This is a genomic window from Cohnella laeviribosi DSM 21336 (genome assembly GCF_000378425.1).
GTDB lineage: Bacteria > Bacillota > Bacilli > Paenibacillales > Paenibacillaceae > Cohnella > Cohnella laeviribosi.
In genome coordinates, this window is the sequence record NZ_KB899817.1 from 1 (window position 1) to 21,214 (window position 21,214).

The 21,214-nt window shown below is 60.3% G+C and carries 14 protein-coding genes and 1 rRNA gene; 2 read left to right on the top strand and 13 right to left on the bottom strand.

Going from position 1 to position 21,214, the window contains the following annotated elements; translation table 11 throughout:
• Positions 1-74 (bottom strand): 16S ribosomal RNA (locus F560_RS0108300); the annotation flags it as partial.
• Positions 75-493: 419 nt separating this feature from the next.
• Between F560_RS0108300 and F560_RS0108305 the strand changes: the two genes are divergently transcribed.
• A complete protein-coding gene (locus F560_RS0108305; RefSeq protein ID WP_019005259.1) occupies positions 494-907 on the top strand; it encodes a DUF4395 domain-containing protein in 414 nt (137 codons plus the stop codon).
• A gap of 75 nt (positions 908-982) precedes the next feature.
• Here the strand turns inward: F560_RS0108305 and ligA are convergent, their stop codons facing one another.
• From ligA to F560_RS0108365, 12 genes are all read right to left on the bottom strand, one after another.
• Positions 983-3,010, bottom strand: a complete 2,028-nt coding sequence (gene ligA / locus F560_RS0108310) for an NAD-dependent DNA ligase LigA (RefSeq protein WP_019005260.1) — start codon at positions 3,008-3,010, stop codon at positions 983-985.
• A gap of 111 nt (positions 3,011-3,121) precedes the next feature.
• Entirely contained in the window at positions 3,122-5,503 is a 2,382-nt protein-coding gene (gene pcrA, locus F560_RS0108315; protein WP_026298165.1) for a DNA helicase PcrA, read from the bottom strand.
• Positions 5,504-5,519: 16 nt separating this feature from the next.
• Positions 5,520-6,239: a heptaprenylglyceryl phosphate synthase gene (gene pcrB / locus F560_RS0108320; RefSeq protein WP_019005262.1), complete on the bottom strand. Its 720-nt coding sequence runs from the start codon at positions 6,237-6,239 to the stop codon at positions 5,520-5,522.
• A gap of 281 nt (positions 6,240-6,520) precedes the next feature.
• On the bottom strand, positions 6,521-8,101 hold the full coding sequence (locus tag F560_RS0108325; RefSeq protein ID WP_019005263.1) for a glycoside hydrolase family 43 protein: 1,581 nt from the start codon (positions 8,099-8,101) through the stop codon (positions 6,521-6,523).
• Between the two features lie 28 nt (positions 8,102-8,129).
• Positions 8,130-10,106, bottom strand: a complete 1,977-nt coding sequence (locus F560_RS0108330; protein ID WP_019005264.1) for a YjhG/YagF family D-xylonate dehydratase — start codon at positions 10,104-10,106, stop codon at positions 8,130-8,132.
• 12 nt (positions 10,107-10,118) lie between these two features.
• Positions 10,119-11,585: an alpha-ketoglutaric semialdehyde dehydrogenase GucD gene (gucD, locus tag F560_RS0108335; protein ID WP_019005265.1), complete on the bottom strand. Its 1,467-nt coding sequence runs from the start codon at positions 11,583-11,585 to the stop codon at positions 10,119-10,121.
• Positions 11,586-11,631: 46 nt separating this feature from the next.
• Entirely contained in the window at positions 11,632-12,513 is an 882-nt protein-coding gene (locus F560_RS0108340) for a fumarylacetoacetate hydrolase family protein (protein WP_019005266.1), read from the bottom strand.
• A gap of 112 nt (positions 12,514-12,625) precedes the next feature.
• Positions 12,626-13,384 carry an IclR family transcriptional regulator gene (locus F560_RS0108345; RefSeq protein ID WP_019005267.1) on the bottom strand — a complete coding sequence of 253 codons (759 nt, stop codon included), beginning with the start codon at positions 13,382-13,384 and terminating at the stop codon, positions 12,626-12,628.
• A gap of 173 nt (positions 13,385-13,557) precedes the next feature.
• Entirely contained in the window at positions 13,558-14,433 is an 876-nt protein-coding gene (gene galU / locus F560_RS0108350; protein WP_019005268.1) for a UTP--glucose-1-phosphate uridylyltransferase GalU, read from the bottom strand.
• Between the two features lie 16 nt (positions 14,434-14,449).
• Complete coding sequence (locus tag F560_RS22820) at positions 14,450-15,811, bottom strand: UDP-glucose dehydrogenase family protein (protein WP_019005269.1); 1,362 nt, start codon at positions 15,809-15,811, stop codon at positions 14,450-14,452.
• A gap of 161 nt (positions 15,812-15,972) precedes the next feature.
• Positions 15,973-18,486: a U32 family peptidase gene (locus F560_RS0108360; protein WP_019005270.1), complete on the bottom strand. Its 2,514-nt coding sequence runs from the start codon at positions 18,484-18,486 to the stop codon at positions 15,973-15,975.
• A gap of 165 nt (positions 18,487-18,651) precedes the next feature.
• Positions 18,652-18,870 (bottom strand): hypothetical protein, encoded by a 219-nt coding sequence (locus tag F560_RS0108365; RefSeq protein WP_019005271.1) that lies wholly within the window; start codon positions 18,868-18,870, stop codon positions 18,652-18,654.
• A gap of 304 nt (positions 18,871-19,174) precedes the next feature.
• Between F560_RS0108365 and F560_RS0108370 the strand changes: the two genes are divergently transcribed.
• On the top strand, positions 19,175-20,794 hold the full coding sequence (locus F560_RS0108370; protein ID WP_019005272.1) for a nitrite/sulfite reductase: 1,620 nt from the start codon (positions 19,175-19,177) through the stop codon (positions 20,792-20,794).
• The last annotated feature ends 420 nt before the right edge of the window (positions 20,795-21,214 follow it).

Consider the following 21,214-nt stretch of genomic DNA (forward strand, 5'->3'; position numbering starts at 1 on the left):
AAGGTCCGCTCGACTTGCATGTATTAGGCACGCCGCCAGCGTTCGTCCTGAGCCAGGATCAAACTCTCCATAAAAGGTCCAACGGACCGGTTTATCGAAGAGCCGTTTGGCTCCAATTCATTCTGGCTTGTCTCGCAAGAAAAACTCTTGCTTGACGGTGTTTTGAATTACGCTCGATGTTCAGTTTTCAAGGAGCAATCGCTTGGCCCGAAGGCCTTGTCGACGTCTTCTCACCAGAGCCGACATCAACCGATTATATCGGCTTCTCAAAAGAATGTCAACACTTTTTTTTCGAAGCCTTAAACATGTTTGTTTCGCTTTGCCTTGTCCGCTCTTTCGAAGCGGCGAAAACTAATTTAGCACGAATCGTCCCCCGCTTGCAAGGTCCTTTTTTATCCAATCCAAATTTGCTTATTATCTTGACTTATTAAATGCCGATGGGTTAAGTTGGTTTTAACGGTTCCATTTTTATTCGTGAAATGGAGGTAGGCCTATGCGGGAAATTCCGATGCCTTACGTTAAAGCCAATCAGGTCGGCATCGTTCTGTTCGTCGTTGTGTCCATCGCTTTGCAGACGCCTTGGCTGCTGGCCGTATTATGGGCGATTCAAGTGGCCGGGCTGCTTACGCGAGGGCGCTTCAATTTGTTTGTACGGATCGCCAAGCCCTTCCTCCGGACGGAAGGGAAAGAAACGCAGGCGGAAGTGCTGCAACGTTTTAACAATACGCTTGCGGTCATCTTCCTGACGCTGTCGCTCATCTCATTCGCGCTGGGCTGGACCGCGGCCGGCACCGTATTTGCCGTTCTGCTGCTGGCTGCGGCGGGAGTCGCGCTGCTCGGATATTGCATCGGCTGCACGATGTACTATCAGTACAAGCGCATCACCCATAAGCTGAGACACGGCTGAATCGCCGAAGGGAAAACAAAGAACCGTCTCCTGGCAATCATCGCCTTGGAGACGGTTCTTTTTTGGTTGCGGCGGTTATTCGGAATCGACGCCGAGCAGCCGCATCAGCTCATCCTCGTCCTCCAGCACCGCAACGCCCAGTTCGCGCGCCTTGGTCAGCTTGCTGCCCGCGTTTTCGCCGGCAATGACGAGATCCGTTTTCTTCGACACGCTGCCCGACACTTTGGCGCCGAGCGCCGCCAGCCGCTTGGCCGCCTCGTCGCGCGTAAGCCTGCTCAGCGTGCCGGTCAGCACAACGGTTTTGCCGAACAGCGGATGCCCCTCGTCGGCTTCAACCGGCTTCTCCGCTTCGGCGCGAACGCCGGCGGCGCGCATGCGTGCGATGCTGTCCCGCATGACGGGATCGCGGAAAAAGCCCGCGATGCTCTCCGCCACGACGCCGCCCACATCCGGCAGCGCGGTCAGTTCCTCCGCTTCAGCCGCCATAATCCGGTCGAGATCGCCGTAATGATCGGCAAGCGTCCGCGCGGTGGCCTTGCCCGTGTTCGGTATGCCCAACGCGTTCAAAAATGCCCCCAGCTCGCGCGATTTCGATTTCTCGATGGCCGCGAGCAAATTTTTGGCCTTTTTCTCGCCGAAGCGGTTCAGCCCGATCAATTGTTCGAGCGTAAGGCTGTACAAATCCGCGGGGTCGCGCACGCCGAGCTCCTCGTACAACTGCTCCGCCGTCTTTCCGCTGAACGTTTCGATATCCATGCAGTCGCGGGACGCAAAATGCGTGATCCGCCCGATGATTTGCGGTTTGCAGCCCAATTTGTTGGGACAATACAGATGAGCACCCCGCATCTCCAGCGGCGTTCCGCAGCCCGGGCAGACAGTCGGAATTTCGATCGTGCCGCCCACTTCCCCGTCGTCCGCCTTCCCCAGAATTTCCGGAATGACGTCGTTCGAACGGCGGATGAACACCCGGGTGCCGAGAGCGTGGCGCAAGTTTTTCCGCTCGATATCGCCGATGTTGTTCAGCGTGCAGTTCTGCACCGTCACCCCCGCCAGCTCCACCGGCTCGACGCGGGCGAGCGGCGTGATTTTGCCCGTGCGGCCGACCTCCCAGGAGACGGATTCCAGTACGGTCGTCGTCTCTTCCGCTTCGAACTTGAAGGCGATCGCCCAACGCGGGAATTTGTCCGTGTAGCCAAGCGCTTCGCGCGTCGCGAAATCGGTCAGCTTGACGACCGCGCCGTCGATCAAGTAATCCAGGTCTTTGCGGATGTCGGCCAACCGTTCCAGCTCCGCCGCCACTTCGTCGATATCGGAGTAGTAGCGGACATAGTCGTTGACCGGGAAACGGTTGCCGCGCAGGAACGCCATCATCTCGCGGTGATTCGCGAACGAAACGCCTTCCGCATAGCCGATATTGTAAAAGAATGCGTCCAGCTTCCGGGAAGCGGTCACCCGGGGGTCCAGATTGCGCAAAGCGCCGGCGGCGCCGTTGCGCGCGTTTTTGAGCGGTTCGGCGGCCGTTTCGTTGTATTTTTCCAACACGGACAGCCGCATGAAGCCTTCGCCCTGCACTTCGATGACGCCGTCTTTGAACGGAATCGACAGCGGCACCGAACGAATCGTCCGCACCTGCGCGAGAATGCCTTCGCCGACGGTGCCGTTGCCGCGCGTGGCGGCCTGCACGAGTTCCCCGTTCCGATAGGTCAAATTGAGCGTAAGCCCGTCGAATTTCAGCTCCACGACATATTCCGGATCGGGCAGCGGACGGTCGGGGTTTTTGGCGTTGTAATCGGCGATCAGCCGGTTCACCCGCTGCGCCCAGGCCCGCAAATCCTCGACGTTCTGCGCCTTGTCGAGGCTCCATAGCCGCGACAGGTGGCGATGCGGCTCGAATCCCTTCAGGATCTCGCCGCCCACCCGCCGCGTCGGCGAATCCGGAAGGACGGTGCCGGTCGATTCCTCGAGGCGAACAAGCTCGTCGTACAAAGCGTCGTACTCCTTGTCGCTGATCGTCGGGTTGTCGAGCGTATAGTAGCGGTAAGCGTGCTCGTTCAGCAACTCCACAAGCTCTCGCATCCGCTGCAGCGGTTCGGTTGCCGTCATGTGCAAAACAGCCCTTTCTCGTGAATTGATCCTATTTTCGTCATGCACAGGATCACCCCGTGATCGAGCGAAAAGAACACGGGGTGACGAATAAACGTTCGTTATCCAACGTTAGACCTTGGTAACCGGCGCGAACGCGGCCAGCAGCCGTTTGATGCCGACCGGCGCGGGAAAAGCGATTTGCAGCTCGGTATCCTTCCCCGAGCCCTTGACGGCGATGACCGTGCCGACGCCCCACTTGGCGTGCCGCACCTTGTCGCCGGCCGCCAGCGGCTCTCCCGCCGCCCCGCCGGGCTGCGGCGCGGCGCCGGCTCCCGGCGCGGTTCCCGCCGCGCCGAAACGTCCGGGCGCGCCCGCAGGCCGCGCGCCGAACGTGCCGCCCGCACCCGCCTGCGGGCGGCTGCCAAATCCTCCGGCGGGCGCGGAACCGGCCCCGCCGCCAAAGCGGGCGCCGCCGGGCCGCAAGCCGAAGCCGCCGGGCCGCAAGCCGAAGCCGCCGCCCGCGCCGTAGCGCCCGCCGAACGAGCCGGCCGTCTCCTTCAGCTCGTCGGGAATCTCCTCCAAAAACCGCGAGGGCGCGTTGCTGCTTGTACGGCCGTAAAGCATCCGCATCCGCGCGCAGGTCAGGTAAAGCTTTTTCTCCGCGCGCGTGATGCCGACGTACGCCAGCCGCCGCTCCTCCTCCAATTCTTCGTTGTCCATGAACGCCCGGCTTCCGGGGAACACGCCTTCCTCCATCCCGATGATGAACACGACCGGGAACTCCAGCCCTTTGGCGCTGTGCATCGTCATCAGCACGACCGCGTCGTCGGCCGCTTCCGGATCGTCGTTCATCGAATCGATGTCGGCGATGAGCGCCAGATCGGTCAGAAAGGCGAGCAGCGATTTGTCGTCGTTGCGCTTCTCGAAATCCTGCGTAACCGACAGAAACTCGTCGATGTTTTCCAGCCGCGCTTTGGACTCGAGCGTATTTTCCCGCTGCAGTTCCATCCGGTAACCGGTCATTTCCAGCACTTTTTCCGTCAGTTCCGTCACCGACAAATAATCCGCCATCGCGCTGAGGTTCGCGATCAGGTTGCGGAATTCGGACAGCGCCGCTTTCGCCCGCGGCGTGATGTCGAGCTGGTACAGACCGTCGAGCAGCCCGTCCCCTTCGCTCAGCAGCCGGTACACCGAGACGCCCCTGCGTCCCGCTTCCTCCAGCACTTTCGCCATCGTCGTCTCGCCGATCGACCGCTTCGGCACATTGATGATCCGGGTCAGGCTGATGTCGTCGTCCGGATTGGAAATCAGCCGCAAATACGCGAGAATGTCCTTGATTTCCTTCCGGTCGTAGAACTTGATGCCGCCGACGATCTGATACGGAATTTCCGATTTGATCAGCACTTCTTCGATGACGCGCGACATCGCGTTGGTGCGGTACAAAATCGCATGATCCCCGTAGCGCATGCCCTTCTCGCGGTTGCTGCGGATTTCCTGCGCGACGAAGTACCCTTCATCGTGCTCCGAATCGGCCTGGTAGACGGTGATCTTGTCTCCGCCCTTTTTGTCGGTCCACAGATTTTTCGCCTTGCGGCCCTGATTGTGCTGAATGACGCCGTTGGCCGCGTCCAGAATGTTCGAGGTCGAGCGGTAATTTTGTTCCAGCAAAATCGTCTGCGCTTCCGGATAATCCTTTTCGAAGTTCAAAATGTTCGTAATGTCCGCTCCGCGCCAGCGGTAAATCGACTGGTCGCTGTCGCCCACGACGCAAATGTTGTGGTGCTTGTCCGCCAGCATCCGGCACAGCACGTACTGCGCGCGGTTCGTATCCTGGTATTCGTCCACGTGAATGTAGCGGAATTTGTTCTGATAAAAGTCCAGCACTTCCGGAACGTCCTTGAACAGTTGAATCGTCAACATGATCAAGTCGTCGAAATCCAGCGAGTTGTTCGCCTTCAGCCGCTTTTGATATTCGCTGTATATCTTCGCGACGATCGTCTGAAAATAATCCCCGACCCGCGATTCGTACTGCTGCGGAGCGATCAGCTCGTTTTTGGCCGAACTGATGACCGCCTGCACCGCCTTCGGATCGAACTTCTTCGTGTCGATATTTTGCTCCTTCATGATGCCGCGTATGACGGACAGCTGGTCGCCCGAATCCAAAATGCTGAAGTTGGAGCCGTAGCCGATCCGCTCGATATCTTTGCGCAAAATCCGCACGCACATCGAGTGGAACGTGCTGACCCAGATGTCGCGGCCTTCCGGTCCGACCAGCTTGGATACCCGTTCCTGCATTTCGCGGGCGGCTTTGTTGGTGAAGGTGATCGCCAGGATGCTCCAGGGCGCCGCCAGCCGCTTGGCGATCAGGTAGGCGATGCGGTGCGTGAGCACCCTCGTCTTGCCGCTGCCTGCGCCGGCCATGACGAGCAGCGGGCCGCTGGTCGCCAGAACGGCTTCCCGCTGCTTCGCGTTGAGGCGCTGGATCGCCTCGTCTATATTTACCGACTCCATTTCGGGTTGTACCGGTTCAAAAAACATGGTCTTGCTCCTTTGCGCTGTTAATCACGGCTTCGACCGTGGAAAGTGCCGCCTCCAGATCGTCGTAGACGACATTGCCGACAACGACCGTATGCGCCGAAAGCGCCGCCTGCCTCGCCTGCTCTGCGGTGCGGATGCCGCCGCCGTAAAACAGCCGGGCCTGCGTCAGCTCGCTGCGCACCCGGCGGACCGCCGCCATGTCCCCGAACGTTCCGCTATATTCCAGATACAGCACCGGCGCCCGCCACAGCCTGTCCGCCACCTGGCTGTAAGCTGCAATCTCGTCCGCGGTCAGATCGGTTTTCGCTTCCGTCAATCGGGCGACCGTCGAATCGGGGTTGAGCACGATGTACGCCTCGCCCGCCACTTGCTCCCACGGCAGCAGCCGCCCATAATCGCGAAGCGCCTCCGCCTGCCGGCCGGCAATCCAGCCTCCCTGTTCCGTATTCAGCACCATCGGGATGAAATAGCCGTCAAAGCCGGGAACGCCGCACTCCGCACTCGATAGTTCAAGCGCGCAGGGCGTCTCGAAACGGCGAATGCGCGACAGCAACTCTACCGTATTGTCAAACGTAACGCCGCTCGACCCGCCGACGAGGATCGCGTCCGTGCCGGAGAGGCACACCGCCGCCAGCCGGTCGTCGTCGATCGGCCGGTCGGGATCGAGCTTGAACACATGACGCCAATTGCCGTAAAAAGGGGAACTCATGCCATCCTCCGTCGGTCGTTTACCCCTAGTCTATGCGTTGCCAAAGAGCGTGTCAATTTGCATTCGCTCTCGTTCGGCTCCCGCTTGTCTGCTTCGTTCCGCTTCCGCATGACGTTGCCGCCCGTTTACGTTTGCAGGTCGTTTGAAAAAACCATAATATTTCATTCTATCCAATTTACTAAATGTCGCCATTATGTGTGGTACACTTGCTGTACAACGCCCGGTAATTCAATGAAAAATCGACAAAACCCCGATTCAGGGCTTTGCCGATTTTGCTCGGTCTATTCCGTTTCTCTGTACACAAAATAATCGAAATCCGCGTGCTTTTTCGTGCCGCCGAGGTCCTGCGCGCACATCCCGACGAACGTGCCCGTAAACCGGATGTACTGCGGATCTTCGTCGCAAAGATGGGTAATGTCGACCGGTCCGCCGACCGCCGTCCAGGGTCCGCCGGCTTCGCCTTCGCCGTAATAGAACCGGACGGTATCGCGGTCAATCGCCGCCTTGAGCCGGAAGCGTTTCCCCTGCAAGCGGATGTCCCGATCCAGCAACTCGTCGTAGACGCCGTGCTTGGACCGGATGATGCCGAGGCCCGCGCCTCCTTCTTCGTGATGCGTCAGGCGCAAATAAACGTAGTCTTTCGTGTCGTAATAGAGAATCAGGCCCGCCATTTGCTGAAAATGCTCCGGTTCGAATTCGAGACACGTCTCCGCTTCGCACCGGAAGGCTTGCTGTCTGCGGGCGACGAGGCTTTGCCGGTGCAGCGAGCTCATCGATTCCATGCCCCGCAGCCTCAGGTAGCCGGGACGCTCCGTAAGGCTTAACCAGGATGGGTCCGCCGGAATCCGCAGCGTATTCCAATGCGGGCTTAGCTTCGGCTCGTCAAAGTCGTCCCGTTCCGGCTCCTTCCCGAACGGATGCGGCGGAAGGTCCGGCGCCGGAACGTAAAGCTGCGGATGCCGCGTTCCGCCGGCAAGGCGCAGCCAGCCGTCCTCGGTCCATTCGCAGCGCTGAATCGCCGTTTCCCGGCCGAGGGTGCAGAACCTGTCTTTGACGGGCCGCCCGCACAGATGAACCATGTACCATTCTCCGGTCTGCGTCTCCACCAGGCTGGCGTGACCCGCTTTTTGCAGCGCCAGATCCGGCCTGCCCGCCGAGGTCAGGATCGGATTGTGCGGATCGGCCTCGTACGGCCCTTCGATGCTCCGGGAGCGGGCCATCGTCGCCGCATGCCCGTACTGGGTTCCGCCTTCCGCCGTGAGCAGGTAGTAGTAGCCGTTTCGTTTGTACAGATGAGGGCCTTCCGTCAGCTTCAGTTCCGTTCCTTCGAAAATACGGACGACCGGACCGACCAGCTTCCGCTGCTCAGCGGAGTACTCCTGAAGAACGATGCCGGCGAATTTGTTGCGCCCTTTGCGGAAGTCCCACAGCATGTTGACCAGCCATTTGCGTCCGTCGTCGTCGTGGAACAGCGAAGGATCGAAGCCGCTGCTGTTCAGGTACACCGGTTCGGACCAAGGCCCTTCAATATCGGTCGCCGTCACCAAATAGTTATGGGTGTCCTTGAACGCGCCGATCCGGCTTTTGACATCGGTATAGACCAGGTAGAAGGTTCCGTTGTCATAGCTTAAACAAGGCGCCCAAACGCCGCCCGAATCGATGTTGCCCTGCATATCGAGCTGCGATTTCCGCGTCAGGACATGCCCCGCCAGCCGCCAATGGACCAGGTCTTTGGAATGGTGGATCTGCACGCCCGGAAACCATTCGAAGGTGGACGTGGCGATGTAATAATCATCTCCCGCCCGGCAGATGGAAGGGTCCGGATTAAAACCGCGCAGAATCGGATTCGTGATCGTGTTCATAGAAACAACCTCCGTGACAAAGGGGCCTTCAAGTCAGGCCCAGCGCTTTTTTCCCCGCTTCGAGGACCGTGACGATCCGCTCCACGTCATAAACGTTGCCTTTCCACGTCCCGCCGCTGACGGCCTGAAGGGCGGCCCAAAGCTTCGTGTCGTCCGGCAGATCGGGGTCCGGCGCCAGGCCGGGGTGGAAGGGGCGCGCGGCCAGAACCGCCGCTCCCTCCTCTGGAGAAAGCGCTTCCTCTCCTTCGCCTACGAAATTCACCGTGCCCTCCAGCTTGTGGCGGTCGATGACAATCTCGATCATATCGCCGTCTCTCAGCTTGCCGATGGGACCGCCGGCCAACGCTTCCGGGCCGACATGGCCGATGCAGGCGCCGGTGGAAACGCCGGAGAACCGGGCATCGGTAATGAGCGACACGTATTTGCCGAACGACAGATGCTTCAGCGCCGACGTCAGTTGATACGTCTCCTCCATCCCCGTTCCGGAAGGCCCGCGGCCGATCAGCACCATGATGTCTCCCGCCCGAATGCCGCCGTTCTTGATCGCCGCGATCGCCTCCCGCTCCGTGGTGAACACTTTGGCTTTGCCTTTGTGGCGAAAGACGCCGTCCTCGTCCAGCACGGAAGGATCGATCGACGTCGATTTGATGACGGCCCCTTCCGGCGCCAGATTGCCGGTCGGGAACGTCACCGTGGACGTGATGCCCATTTGCCTGGCCCGGTCCGGGTCCATAATGACGCTGTCCGGATCGACGCCGTCCGCTTCCTGCAACCGCTTTCGAAACATTCGGCGGCGTTCCGACGATTCCCACCAATCGAGCACGGCGCCCAGCGTTTCGCCCGTGGCCGTCAACACCGATTCGTCCAGCACGCCCAGACGCCGCAGATGCAGCATCACTTCCGGCACCCCGCCGGCCAGAAACACCCGTACGGTCGGATGATAAATCGGACCGTTCGGGAGCACGCTGACCAGACGCGGCACATCGCGGTTGATGCGGATCCAGTCCTGGACCGTCGGCACCGCAAGTCCCGCCGCATGCGCAATGGCCGGAATGTGCAACAGCAAATTCGTCGAACCGCCGAACGCGGCATGAACCGCCATGGCGTTGCGGATCGCCGCATCCGTCAGCACGTCCCGCATTCGGATGCCTTGCGCCTCCAGGCGCATGACGGCGCGCGCCGACTGCCGGCCCAGTTCCTCCCACACCGGCTGTCCGGAAGGCGCGAGCGCGGAATGCGGGACCGAAAGGCCCAGCGCTTCGGCCACGACCTGGGAAGTGCCCGCCGTCCCCAGAAACTGGCACCCCCCGCCGGGGGTGGCGCAGGCGCGGCAGCCGAGATCCGCCGCTTCGTCGAGGGACAATTCCCCGTTCGCGTATCGGGCGCCGATCGTCTGAATCTTCCCGGCGTCTTCCCCGGCCGTCGGCGGCAGCGTCACCCCGCCCGGCACGATGACGCCGGGCAGGTCGCGCATGCCCGCAAGCGCGAGCATCATCGCGGGAAGTCCCTTGTCGCAGGTGGCGACGCCGATTACGCCTTTGCGCGTGGGCAGCGAGCGGATCAGCCGGCGCAGGACGACCGCCGCGTCGTTGCGGTACGGCAGCGAATCGAACATGCCGGCCGTGCCTTGCGAGCGTCCGTCGCACGGGTCGCTGACATAGCCGGCGAACGGCACGCCGCCCTGCGCGGCGATCTCGGCGGCGGCCGCCTTCATCAACAGGCCCACTTCCCAATGGCCCGTATGGTAGCCCAGGGCGACGGGCGTGCCGTCGTCCGCCCGGATTCCTCCCTGCGTGCCCAACAGCAAAAACTGCTTTCCGGTCAGGCGGCTCGGCTTCCATCCCATTCCCACGTTCTGGGTCATGCCGAACAGATCGCCGCTCGGGGCATGGCGCAGCAGTTCGTCCGTAAGGGGCAGCTTCCCTTCCGGCCCCGCAGCGTGCGTGACCACCCGGTAAAGGCCGGGGGAAGCGTCGCCCATGATTTGCTCAATCGGTTCGCGCATAGCCGCCTCCTGTTACGCCTTGACGAAAACGGTCTTCACCGCAGTGAAAAACTCGATCGCCGCCTGGCCTTGTTCCCGGGAATGCGAGCTGGACTGCTTCATGCCGCCGAACGGCGCCTGCAGCTCTACGCCCGCCGTCTCCGCATTCACCCGGACGAGGCCGGCATCCGTCTCCCGGATGAAAGCGAGCATGGAAGCGATGTCCTTCGTGAAGATGGACGCGCTTAGACCGTATTCGCTGTCGTTGGCCAATTCGATGGCTTCCTCCAGCGAATCGACCGGAATGAGCGCCAGCACCGGGCCGAAAATTTCCTCTCTGGCGATGGTCATCTCCTTCGTGACGTCCTCAAACACCGTCGGCTGCACAAAGTAGCCTTCCGCCAGGGCGGGATCGGCCGGCTTGCCTCCGCCGGCGAGCAGCCGCGCGCCTTCCGCAAGCCCTTTCTCGATATAGCCGAGGACGGTTTTCTGCTGCTTTTCGCTTACGCAAGGTCCCATCCACACGCCCGCTTCCATGCCGTCGCCGACTTTGATGGCCGACACTTTGTCCAGCAGCTTGGCTTTAAAGGCGTCGTACACTTCCCGCATAACCATGACGCGGCTGGTCGCCGTACATTTTTGCCCGGTCGATCGCAGACCTCCGCTGACGGTCGCCTCGACCGCCTGATCCAAATCCGCATCCGCCGCGATGATAATCGGATTTTTGCCGCCCATCTCCAGTTGGTATTTGGCTCCCCGCGTCAGGGCAATCTGGCCGATTTGCTTGCCGGTCCGATTCGATCCGGTAAACGTAATGCCGCTCACGTCCGGATGCTCCGCAAGGGCCTGCCCGACGACGGAACCGTAACCGCCGACCAGATTCAGCACGCCCGCCGGCAGCCCCGCTTCTTCGAAGCATTCGACGACTTTGGCCGCGGTGACGGAGGCTTCCTCGGACGGCTTCAGCACGACCGTGTTTCCGTAGACGAGAGCCGGGGCCGTCTTCCAGATCGGAATCGCGACCGGAAAATTCCACGGGGAAATGATGCCGACGACGCCGAGCGGAACCCGGGTGGTAAACATCAGCGCATCGCGGTCGGTGGAGGGGATCACCTCGCCGATCTTCCGCATGCCTTCGCCGGCGTAATACCGCAAAATCGCGACGCCGCGCAGCGTCTCTCCCTTGGCCTCCGGAAGCGTTTTGCCCATCTCCCGGGTCATCGTCTCCGCCACTTCATCCGCGCGCCTTTCCAAAATGGCGGCCGCTTTGAACAACAGATCCCCGCGCTCGGCACCGGACAGCTTCCGCCAGGAACGGAAAGCCGCTTTGGCTGCGGCAACGGCGCGGTCAAGGTCTTCCCGGGACGATTCCTGGACGTATCCGACAATCTCTTTCGGATTCGCCGGATTGAGGCTGGGAATGGTCCTGCCGGTCGAAGCCGCCGTCCATTCCCCGTTCATGTAGTTCAAGTAAACTTGCCCAGCTGCATAAGCACACATGCGCCATTCTCCTTTCCCATGCCTTGTACGGGCTCCGTCCAAGCGCTCATTCTGCGCTTGCGACAGGGTTAATCAGCTTGCCGATGCCGTCGATTTCGATTTCGATCCGGTCTCCGCCGGCCAGCGTGAAATCGTTGGGCGGAACGATGCACGTACCGGTCAGCAGCACCGTGCCGTCCAGCACGACGTTGTCCCGTACCAGATACGCGACCAGTTCATCCAGCTTCCGCTTTAGTTGCTTCGTGCTGGCCGTCCCTTCGAACACCTGCTTCCCGCCGCGGTAAATGCGGCAGGCAATGCCCAGATCGTACGGGTCCGGCACCGTTTCGGCCAGCCGGATCGCCGGCCCGAGAGCGCAGGATTGCCTCCACACTTTGGCTTGAGGCAGATACAGCGGGTTGTCGCCTTCGATATCCCGGCAGCTCATGTCGTTGCCGATCGTATACCCCACGATCCGGCCCCGGCCGTCCAGCACGAGCCCAAGCTCCGGTTCCGGGACCTGCCAGCTCGAATCGCTGCGCAGCCGGACCTCGCCGCCCGGACCGACGGTGCGGGCCGGCGTCGATTTCAGGAACAGCTCCGGACGCTCGGCATCGTAAACCTTGTCGTAAAAAGTGGAGGCGTCCATCTTGCCGCCGGTCGCTTCATAATTTCGCGCGTCGCGGCTTCGCTCGTAGGTGACTCCGGCGGCCCAGACTTCCGGCGCGTCAACGGGCGCCAGCAGCGGCAATGCCGTCCATTCGGCGGCAATCGGTTCGGCCCCGGCGACGATCTCTTGAACCAACGCCAGCGGAGAGGCGCCCCTTTCGTCCGCCGCTTTAACCAGCGACATGAAATCGCCGTACGGAAGTTCGTACCCCTTGCCCTCGTCGGTTACGGCGGCCAGCCGCGGCCCGGTGTCCGGAGCGGCAAATCGGATTATGTTCACGAGAACATGCACCACCCAATTTGTTTTATATTATAAAACCAAGTTTGTAATAACGCGCAAAAAAGGGCTCCTCGGACGTCATCTGCCGAAGAAAGCCTTCGGCGCCTGGCGTCTAAGGCCGATAGCCGAGGAGCCGGGAGATGTTCTTCCCTTCCTCTTGAAGCAGAAGGAGATAGCGGCGGAACAGCCCGTCGTCCACCGCCGAGGTCAAGGTCGAAATGCTCATGGCGGCCGCCACCGCGCCGGTATGGTCGCGGATCGGGGTGGCCCCGCACCTGACGCCGGGCTCGTTCTCCTGGTTGTCAACGGCATAGCCCTGCTCGCGCACCCGCTCCAGTTCCCGAAGAAGCGTTTCCTTGTCGCGAATCGTGGCCGGCGTCTGCGCGGTAAAGGCGTAGTCCCGAAGAAGCGCTTCCGTTTCTTCCCGCTTTCCGAACGCCAGCAACACTTTTCCGACCGCGCTGCTGTGCAGGGGAACCCGGCGTCCGATGCGGGAATACCGAATGGCCGCCTTCTCCCCTTCCACCTTATCGATGTATACGCCTTCCTTGCCGTCGCGTATGACAAGGTGAACGGTCTGCCCCGTCCGGGCCGACAGCGCTTCCAAATGCTTGCGGGCAACCGTCCGGATATCCATTCTCTTGAGCACAAGTTGGCCTTTCTCCAGCATTTTCAAACCGAGCTTGTACTTGCCCGTTTCCTCGTCCTGGTCGATGTATCCATGCAATTGAAGCGTTCTCAACAGCGAGTGAACGGTGCTCTTGTGCAATCCCATCCTGGCGCTGATTTCGGTCATTTTCAGTTCCGTCGTGTATTCGTCGAATAAGTCCAAAATTTGCAAAGCCCGGTCCAGCGATTGGATAATCGGCATGGTTTCTCTCCTAAGCGGTGCATTTTGTTCTATATTATAAAACCAAATTTTGTATTGTACACCATTATCATAATCCGCCGCTTTCCTTTTTTCAATCCCCGCTTTCTTTCTTTTCCAAAAATGAAAATAGGGCCCTCCAAGTCGCGGAACTTGGAGCGCCCCTTCGCTTATTCCTATTCGCCCAGCTTTTCTTTGAGGTACGCCCGCACGTCCTTGGCCAAATCGGGACGCTCAAGCGCAAAATCGATGATCGTCTTCAAATAGCCCAGCTTCTCCCCGGTATCGTAACGCCGTCCTTCAAAGTCGTAGGCGTAAACCGGTTCGCTTTGCATCAGCCGGTAAATCGCGTCGGTCAGTTGAATTTCCCCGCCCGCTCCGGTCGTCTGCGTTTCCAACAGCTCGAAGATCGTCGGCGTCAGGATGTAACGGCCCATGATGGCGATATTGGACGGCGCCGATTCCCTGGAAGGCTTCTCCACGACGCCCCGCACCCGGATCACCGCGTCCTCGTCGGACGTTCCCGGAACGGGATCGACGATGCCGTAGCGGGACACTTCGTCATCCGGCACGCGCTTGACGGCGAGCACGCTTCCGTGCACCTTTTCGAACACGTCCATCATCTGCTTAAGGCACGGAACTTCGCTCTTGACGATGTCGTCGCCAAGCAGCACCGCAAACGGTTCGTTACCGATAAACTTGCGCGCGCACCAGATGGCGTGGCCGAGCCCCTTGGGCTCCTTCTGCCGGATGTAGTGAATGTCCGTCAGCTCGGTCGCCCTTTGCACCTCGGACAGCAGTTCGTATTTTCCTTTCGTGAGCAAATTTTGCTCAAGCTCAAAGGAACTGTCGAAATGGTCCTCGATGGCGCGCTTGCTCTTCCCCGTCACGATAATGATGTCCTCGATGCCCGATGCCACCGCTTCTTCCACGATGTATTGAATTCCCGGCTTGTCGATGATCGGCAGCATTTCCTTGGGCATGGCTTTGGTCGCGGGCAGGAAACGGGTTCCAAGTCCTGCCGCCGGAATAATGGCTTTACGAATTTTCATCAAACGGATAACCTCTCTACGACAATAATGACGACCGGTCAGTCTCCGCCCCGCAGGACTCGGAAGCCGCGCCGGGCAGTCTTCCGGTTCCGATGCAGACGACGCCCTGCGCGTTCAGCGCGGCAGCGTCCAGCAGGTTGCGTCCATCTAGTATTATCGCTCGTTTCATCCGTTTTTTAAAGACGTTTGCTGGAATTTGACGGAATTCCGGCCAATCTGTCGCAATAATGGCGGCATCCGTTCCGTGCAGCGCCTCCTCGGCCGAATCGCAAAGGCGGACGGCGCCCGGCAGCAGGCGCTTTGCCATCCGGCCGGCGGCTGGATCGTACGCCGTCAGCGTGATGCCCGGATGGCGCCGCAGCAACTCGGCCGCCAGCCGGAGCGAAGGGGCCTCGCGGAGATCGTCGGTGCCGGGCTTGAACGCGAGCCCGAGCAAGGCGACCTTGCGCCGCGGCAGATCGGACAGCGCGGCCTCCAGTTTGCGCACCATGCGCAGCGGTAGCAGCGCATTCGCCCGAATGGCCGCAGACACAAGCGTCTGCGGGGCGCCGGCCTCGTCCGCGAGCCGGACGAGCCCGCGGGCATCCTTCGGCAGGCAGGAACCGCCGAAGCCAAGCCCCGCGCCGAGAAAATGCGGCCCGATCCGGGGATCGAGGCCCATCGCCCGCGCGATGGCCGGGTAGTCCGCGCCCGTCTGCTCGGCGAGCGCCGCGATCTCGTTGGCGAACGACAGCTTGACGGCCAGCGCCGCGTTGGAAGCGAGCTTGGCCAATTCCGCGCTTCGGCGGTCCATATGAACGACGGGGCCGGACAACGCGCCGTGCAGCTGTTCAAGCCGCGAAGCCGCCTCCGGATTCGCGGCTCCGATAACGATGCGCGACGGCTCGAAGAAATCCCGGACCGCATGCCCTTCCCGCATAAACTCGGGCACCGAAGCGACATGGACGGGGCAATGCGCGGGCAAGCGGCTTCTCAGTCGCGACTCCAGCCGTTCGGCCGTCCCGACCGGAACGGTGCTCTTGATGACGACGATTCGGGCGTTGCCGTCCGGCCACTCCCCTATCCGATCGGCCGCTTCCCACAAATAGGAAAGCCGAAGCTGCCCGTCGGCGGCGGAAGGCGTGCCCACCGCCATAAATATCACGTCCGCCTCCAACGGCAGGCGCTCCGGATTGCAGCCGAAACGCAGGCGGCCGGCCTCGACGTTTCGGGCTACGAGCGCCTCCAGGTCCGGCTCGTAGTAAGGCACCCGGCCCCGCATCAATTGTTTGATTTTCCCCGCATCCACATCGTAACAATCCACTTGGTGCCCCAATTCCGCAAATCCCGCGCCCGTCGTTAACCCAACGATTCCCGCGCCGATTACCGCCAATCGCATCGTTCCCGCCTCCTTCGACGCTCTTGCTTGCTTCGGTAACGTCGATGATAGCACGGTGGCCGCAACGCATTTCTTTGTTTTTGTAAGGGGAACGTTAACTTTTCGGAGGAAGAAAAACGGCCCGGGATTCCGGATCGAATCCGCGGGCCGCATGTTTACTTTTATTTGACCAGTTGTCCGCGCGTTACGCCAAGCTGATTCGTCGCTTTCAGCTTCCGCCACACTTCGCTGCCGGCGATCCGGCCGTCGATGGCGGCCCGGTACAGCGACAGCACCTCGCGCACCTTGTCCGCGCTCTCTTCGAGAAACTCCACGCGGTACGATTCGAGCCCCAGCTCCATAAAATGGCTCAAATACTCCGCGCCCGACTGCTCGATCGCGTTGTATACCGTGTTCCGGCAGCCTTCGTCCACGCGGACCGGATGCGACATGCCGATGCGGTCCCTGAGCGCGGCGCGATGCTGCTCGCACGGCCGGCCGCAGTTCGTATAGTCGGTCCCCTCGCTCAAAAACGTGCAGTAGACGCAGTGCTCGGTATGGAACATCGGCAGATGCTGGTGGATGACCAGCTCGAGCCTCGACGTGTCGGACTCGCGCAGCAGATCGACCATCTGCTGGATGTTCAGATCGTAGGACGGGGTCAGCCAGTCGACGCCCGCTTCGCGGAACAGCTCGATCGTCTTGTGATTGGCCACATTCAGCGAAAAATCGCCGATCAGAAGCGGATGGCGCTCTCCCGGCTTCTCCGCACGCTCCTTCAAATAATAGTACAGCGCGCCCGTATTGCGGACGAGCACCGCATCCGGCTGCAGCCTCAGAATGTTGCGGTGGTAGCCGTTCTCCCCGGGCATATGGATGCGCGGCGTCGCCAGCGCGATCGGCTTGCCGGCTTCGCGGCAGATGGCGATCGCGTCCGGAAACTGCTTGATAAACTCAAAGTCGGCGTAAATCATCGCCACATCCGTTTCCGCCGCCGCACGCACCTGCTCCAGCGTGCGGCAAAGCGCAGTCAGCCGGGTGCTTTCGGGACGGGCCGGCCGCTTCGGCGCCGCTGCCGCCCGCGGCGGCGGCGTCCGCTTCACGTACCGCGGCGGCTGCTCGCGCAGTCGTTCCAGCTGCTCCGCGGCCAGACGCCGGATGCGGTTCAGCTCGCTTTTCGGGACGATGACGTCCCCTTCAAGCGCTATGTTCAGCCCCTCGAGCCGGAACAGCGTGCCGCCGAGGCGGCCGAACTGCTCCTCGAGCACCTCGCGGCCGAGCGGGCGCTTTTCCGCGCGTGCAAGCGGCATTTCCGACTGCACGACCACGGTTGTTCCCCGCGCCGTATCCGTCCAGATCGTCCGGAGATTCGTCCCTTCGCGGCCTTCGACCGTGACCGACACCGGGAACGTGCGGTACGGTTTATCCGTCTCGAACGTAGCGCGCAGCCGCTTGTCGAGCGCCGGGTCGTTTGTTTTCCAGATCCGGTCGCCTTCGTGCACGCGGTGCAGATCGACGTCGCCCCGGCCCATGACGATTTCGACACGGCTGCCCTCCGCGGCCTCGCCTTCGAGCCGCACGCCGGAGCTGCGCAGATCGTAGACGCGCCCGCCCTCTTCCTTCTTCGTCGGGTCCCCGGCGTCGAAGACGATGCCGTCCCCCCGCTTCAGCGGGGATTCGATGATGCACACGACGCCGTCCTTCGTCACCTTCTCGACGCGTCCGAGATAGACGCCCCGGCTTTTCGGAAACGTTCCGTCCACGAGCTGCTTGTTGTTCGTTCCTTTCAAGAAGCCGTGCGTAAAGCCGCGAGAAAAGCTCTGCTGCAGCTCCCGGATGTCCTCGCGGGAAGGTTTGCTGTCTTTGCCCTCGAAATACAGGTCGATGGCTCGGCGGTATTTGCTCACGACATTGGCCACGTATTCGGGAGATTTCAGGCGCCCTTCGATCTTGAAGGACGTCACGCCCGCTTCGATCAGCTCCGGCATAATGTCGATCGCCGCAAGATCCTTGGGCGACAGCAAATAGGCGATATTGCCCATCGGCTTCTGCACGCCGTCGACGATCAAATCGTACGGCAGCCGGCAAGCCTGCGCGCATTCGCCCCGGTTCGCCGAGCGGCCTCCCCATACTTCCGAGGTCAGGCATTGCCCGGAATAAGAGACGCAGAGAGCGCCATGAACGAATACCTCCATCGGCAGCTTCGCCTGTTCGCCGATCTGGCGGATCTGCTTCAGGTTGTTTTCGCGGCCGAGCACGACGCGTTCGAGGTTGAACGGCTTCGTAAACTCGACCGCTTCCGGGGACGTGATGGTCATTTGCGTCGAACCGTGAATCGGAAAGTCCGGCGACAGCTCGCGAATCAGCTTCACCAGTCCCAAATCCTGCACGATGACGGCGTCCACGCCGGCATCGATGCACGCTTCGACCAGCCTTCTCGCCTCTTCAAGCTCGTCCTCGAAAACGAGAATATTAAAAGTAAGGAATCCCTTTACCCCGTACCGGCGCAAAAACGCCATAATCTCCGGAAGCTCGTCCATCCGGAAGTTGTTCGCGCGCGCCCGCGCGTTAAACTTTTCCACGCCGAAGTAGACCGCGTCGGCTCCGTTCGCAACCGCGGCCCGCATGCATTCCCAGTCCCCCGCCGGGGCCAGCAATTCGATATCTTCACGCCGTATTGCGGCTTTTTCCGTCATCTTTTCCAATCCTCCACGACTCTCTAAAGCCATCCATGATTCCCAGTATACCAAACCGGTCAAGGCGGAGCCAAAAGAAAATGAACCTTTTGCGCCCCAAACGAAAAACGGGCTGAAGAGCCGCGCTCTCTCGCCCGTTTTACACCCCTCTTATAGCTTTAACCGTTACCAGCCGCTGACCATCTTTGCGTCCGCGATCAGGAACACGATCAGCGCAACGATCGTAAAGCCGATGGCGAACAGGTTTTTCTTCGGCTTTTCCATCAGCAGGCGCACGAGTCCGATCACGATCAGCAGCGTAAAAATAACCATAAATATGTCGAACGGAGTAAACAAGCTGGCCGATTCCTCCGCCGCATTTGCTGCGTTTGAAGCCAGGAACATTGGGGGGACCTCCTTTTGTTCATAACATTCCCATTATCCTCTATGTTATCCGCAAAAGTCGGGGGTTGCAAGTCCGAACTTGCGCGCGTAACAACTTTGTCACAGGATGGAAATCCTCCAAATCTTTCGATTGCGAATGGCCGCCGGTTGCTATATAACGAACCGTTAACGTTGCCATCAGGAAGTTTTATAAACCGATTTCCCCGCACGCATTGTCGGCTCTATATAAATATGATACGATCAAATCATACCGGTCATATCGGAATTAGGCGGCCGACTTGAGTTTTACAAGGGGGACGATCGTATGGCATACGAAGCGGTATGGATGAAAAATCCGGAAAAGCTGAACAAATTCGAATTTCATAAAATTCAAAAAGACGGTCTCGATATTATTCGCGACATTCTAGATAAATATTCCAAGGAAGGCTACGACTCGATTCCGGAAGAAGACTTCAACCTGTTCAAATGGGCCGGCGTTTACCGGCAAAAGCCGAACAACGGCCATTTTATGATGCGGATCCGGATTCCGGGCGGCATTCTGACCAGCGCGCAAGCCCGTGTGCTGGCTTCGATCGGCCGCGATTACGGCCGGGGTCTCATCGACGTCACGACCCGTCAAGCGGTTCAGTTCCACTGGCTCCAAATCGAGAACTTCCCGGACATTTTCGACCGTCTCGCCTCCGTCGGCATGTCCTCGATCGAAGCCTGCGGCGACTGCCCGCGCACGATCGTCGGCAACCCGCTTGCCGGCATCGATCCGGACGAACTCATGGATACGGCCCCGATCGTCCGGCAGCTTGAAGCGTTTTTCGTCAACAACCGCGACTTTTCGAATTTGCCGCGTAAATACAAAATGTCCATTTCGGCCAACATTTACAACAACGCCAGCGCCGAAATCCAGTGCCTCGGCTTCGTCCCGGCTTCCAAAGTGATCGACGGCGAGGAAGTGATCGGCTTCCATGCGCTGGTCGGCGGCGGCCTTTCGGCCAAACCGCATCTGGGCAAGCAATTGGATATGTTTATCCGGCCGGAAGAAGTGCTCAAAGTCGCCATCGGCGTCACGACGCTGTTCCGCGACCACGGCTACCGCGAGAAACGCCACTATGCGCGCCTGAAATATTTGGTGGCCGACTGGGGCGTCGAAAAATTCCAGGAAGAGCTCGTGAAACTGATCGGACCGATGCCGCCCCGCGGCGAAAACCGGGTCGTCGGCTGGAACGGTTCCTACTTCGACGGCGTTCACAAGCAAAAGCAGGAAGGCCTGAACTATATCGGCCTGAACGTGCCGGTCGGCCGGACCAGCAGCGACGAGTTCGAGCAGCTTGCGGACATCGCCGACAAGTACGGCAACGGCGAGATTCGCACGACGATCTCCCAAAACGTGATCCTCACCGGCATTCCGGACGACAAGGTGGAGGAAGTGCTGAAGCATCCGCTGCTTGAACGCCTGTCGCCGAACCCGAACCGGTTTATGAGCCGCACGGTATCCTGCACGGGGAACGAATTCTGCAACCTGGCCATCGTCGAGACGAAGGAGCGCGCCCGCCGCGTGGCGCAATATCTGGACGAACACGTGAAGCTGGATCAGCCGGTGCGCATTCACTTCATCGGCTGCCCGAACGGCTGCGGCCAGAAGCACGTGGCGGACATCGGTCTGCAGGGCTCCCTGATCAAGACGCCGGAAGGCATGGTCGACGCGTTCGACATCGCCGTCGGCGGCACGCTCGGGCCGGGCGCCAAATTCAACACCGTGCTCAAAGGTCGCGTCAAAGGCGAGGAAGTGCACAAGGTGTTGGCGCAGTTGATCGAATTCTACAAAGAACAGCGGACTTCCAGCGACGAATCGTTCCACGATTTCGTACACCGCGTAGGCATCCCCGTTCTGCAGGAAAAGCTGACGGAAATTTTGGCGGTTGCATCCTGACCGACCGGCCTTTTGCCATCCCCTTCGTTGCGGCCTGGCCGCGGCGGAGGGGATTTTGGTTTTCGGGCGGCTATACTCGCCCCATCCGGCATCGACCCAGCAGTCCAGGCGGAGCCCGGCACGCGCGCGTCACGGACCGGTCTATCGCGAGCACGTCATGAACCGGACTATCGGAACAGCTACAAACCGTTTTATCGCGAACAGCCACGACCCGCTCTATATTGGATTTCATCCAACAAAATCGACCACTCCGTTCCATTTTCTCGTCTATATTGGATAATTCCAGCCTCGTTCACCCATTCAAGCTCAAAAGAGCTCCAATTAGACAAATATATTGGATAAATTCCAGTATAGCTGTCCATCTTCCGCGCATTTGGATTATACATTGGATAGTTTCCAACATAGACACCTATGCGTCTT

What these genes read in the sequence shown, in the direction of transcription:
- gucD (WP_019005265.1), bottom strand. Translation starts at nt 11,585, where the DNA reads ATGTGTGCTTATGCAGCTGGGCAAGTTTACTTGAACTACATGAACGGG.
- F560_RS0108370 (WP_019005272.1), top strand. Translation starts at nt 19,175, where the DNA reads ATGGCATACGAAGCGGTATGGATGAAAAATCCGGAAAAGCTGAACAAA.
- F560_RS0108365 (WP_019005271.1), bottom strand. Translation starts at nt 18,870, where the DNA reads ATGTTCCTGGCTTCAAACGCAGCAAATGCGGCGGAGGAATCGGCCAGC.
- pcrB (WP_019005262.1), bottom strand. Translation starts at nt 6,239, where the DNA reads ATGAGTTCCCCTTTTTACGGCAATTGGCGTCATGTGTTCAAGCTCGAT.
- pcrA (WP_026298165.1), bottom strand. Translation starts at nt 5,503, where the DNA reads ATGGAGTCGGTAAATATAGACGAGGCGATCCAGCGCCTCAACGCGAAG.
- F560_RS0108360 (WP_019005270.1), bottom strand. Translation starts at nt 18,486, where the DNA reads ATGACGGAAAAAGCCGCAATACGGCGTGAAGATATCGAATTGCTGGCC.
- galU (WP_019005268.1), bottom strand. Translation starts at nt 14,433, where the DNA reads ATGAAAATTCGTAAAGCCATTATTCCGGCGGCAGGACTTGGAACCCGT.
- F560_RS0108330 (WP_019005264.1), bottom strand. Translation starts at nt 10,106, where the DNA reads ATGCGCGAACCGATTGAGCAAATCATGGGCGACGCTTCCCCCGGCCTT.
- F560_RS0108345 (WP_019005267.1), bottom strand. Translation starts at nt 13,384, where the DNA reads ATGCCGATTATCCAATCGCTGGACCGGGCTTTGCAAATTTTGGACTTA.
- ligA (WP_019005260.1), bottom strand. Translation starts at nt 3,010, where the DNA reads ATGACGGCAACCGAACCGCTGCAGCGGATGCGAGAGCTTGTGGAGTTG.
- F560_RS0108305 (WP_019005259.1), top strand. Translation starts at nt 494, where the DNA reads ATGCGGGAAATTCCGATGCCTTACGTTAAAGCCAATCAGGTCGGCATC.
- F560_RS22820 (WP_019005269.1), bottom strand. Translation starts at nt 15,811, where the DNA reads ATGCGATTGGCGGTAATCGGCGCGGGAATCGTTGGGTTAACGACGGGC.
- F560_RS0108325 (WP_019005263.1), bottom strand. Translation starts at nt 8,101, where the DNA reads ATGAACACGATCACGAATCCGATTCTGCGCGGTTTTAATCCGGACCCT.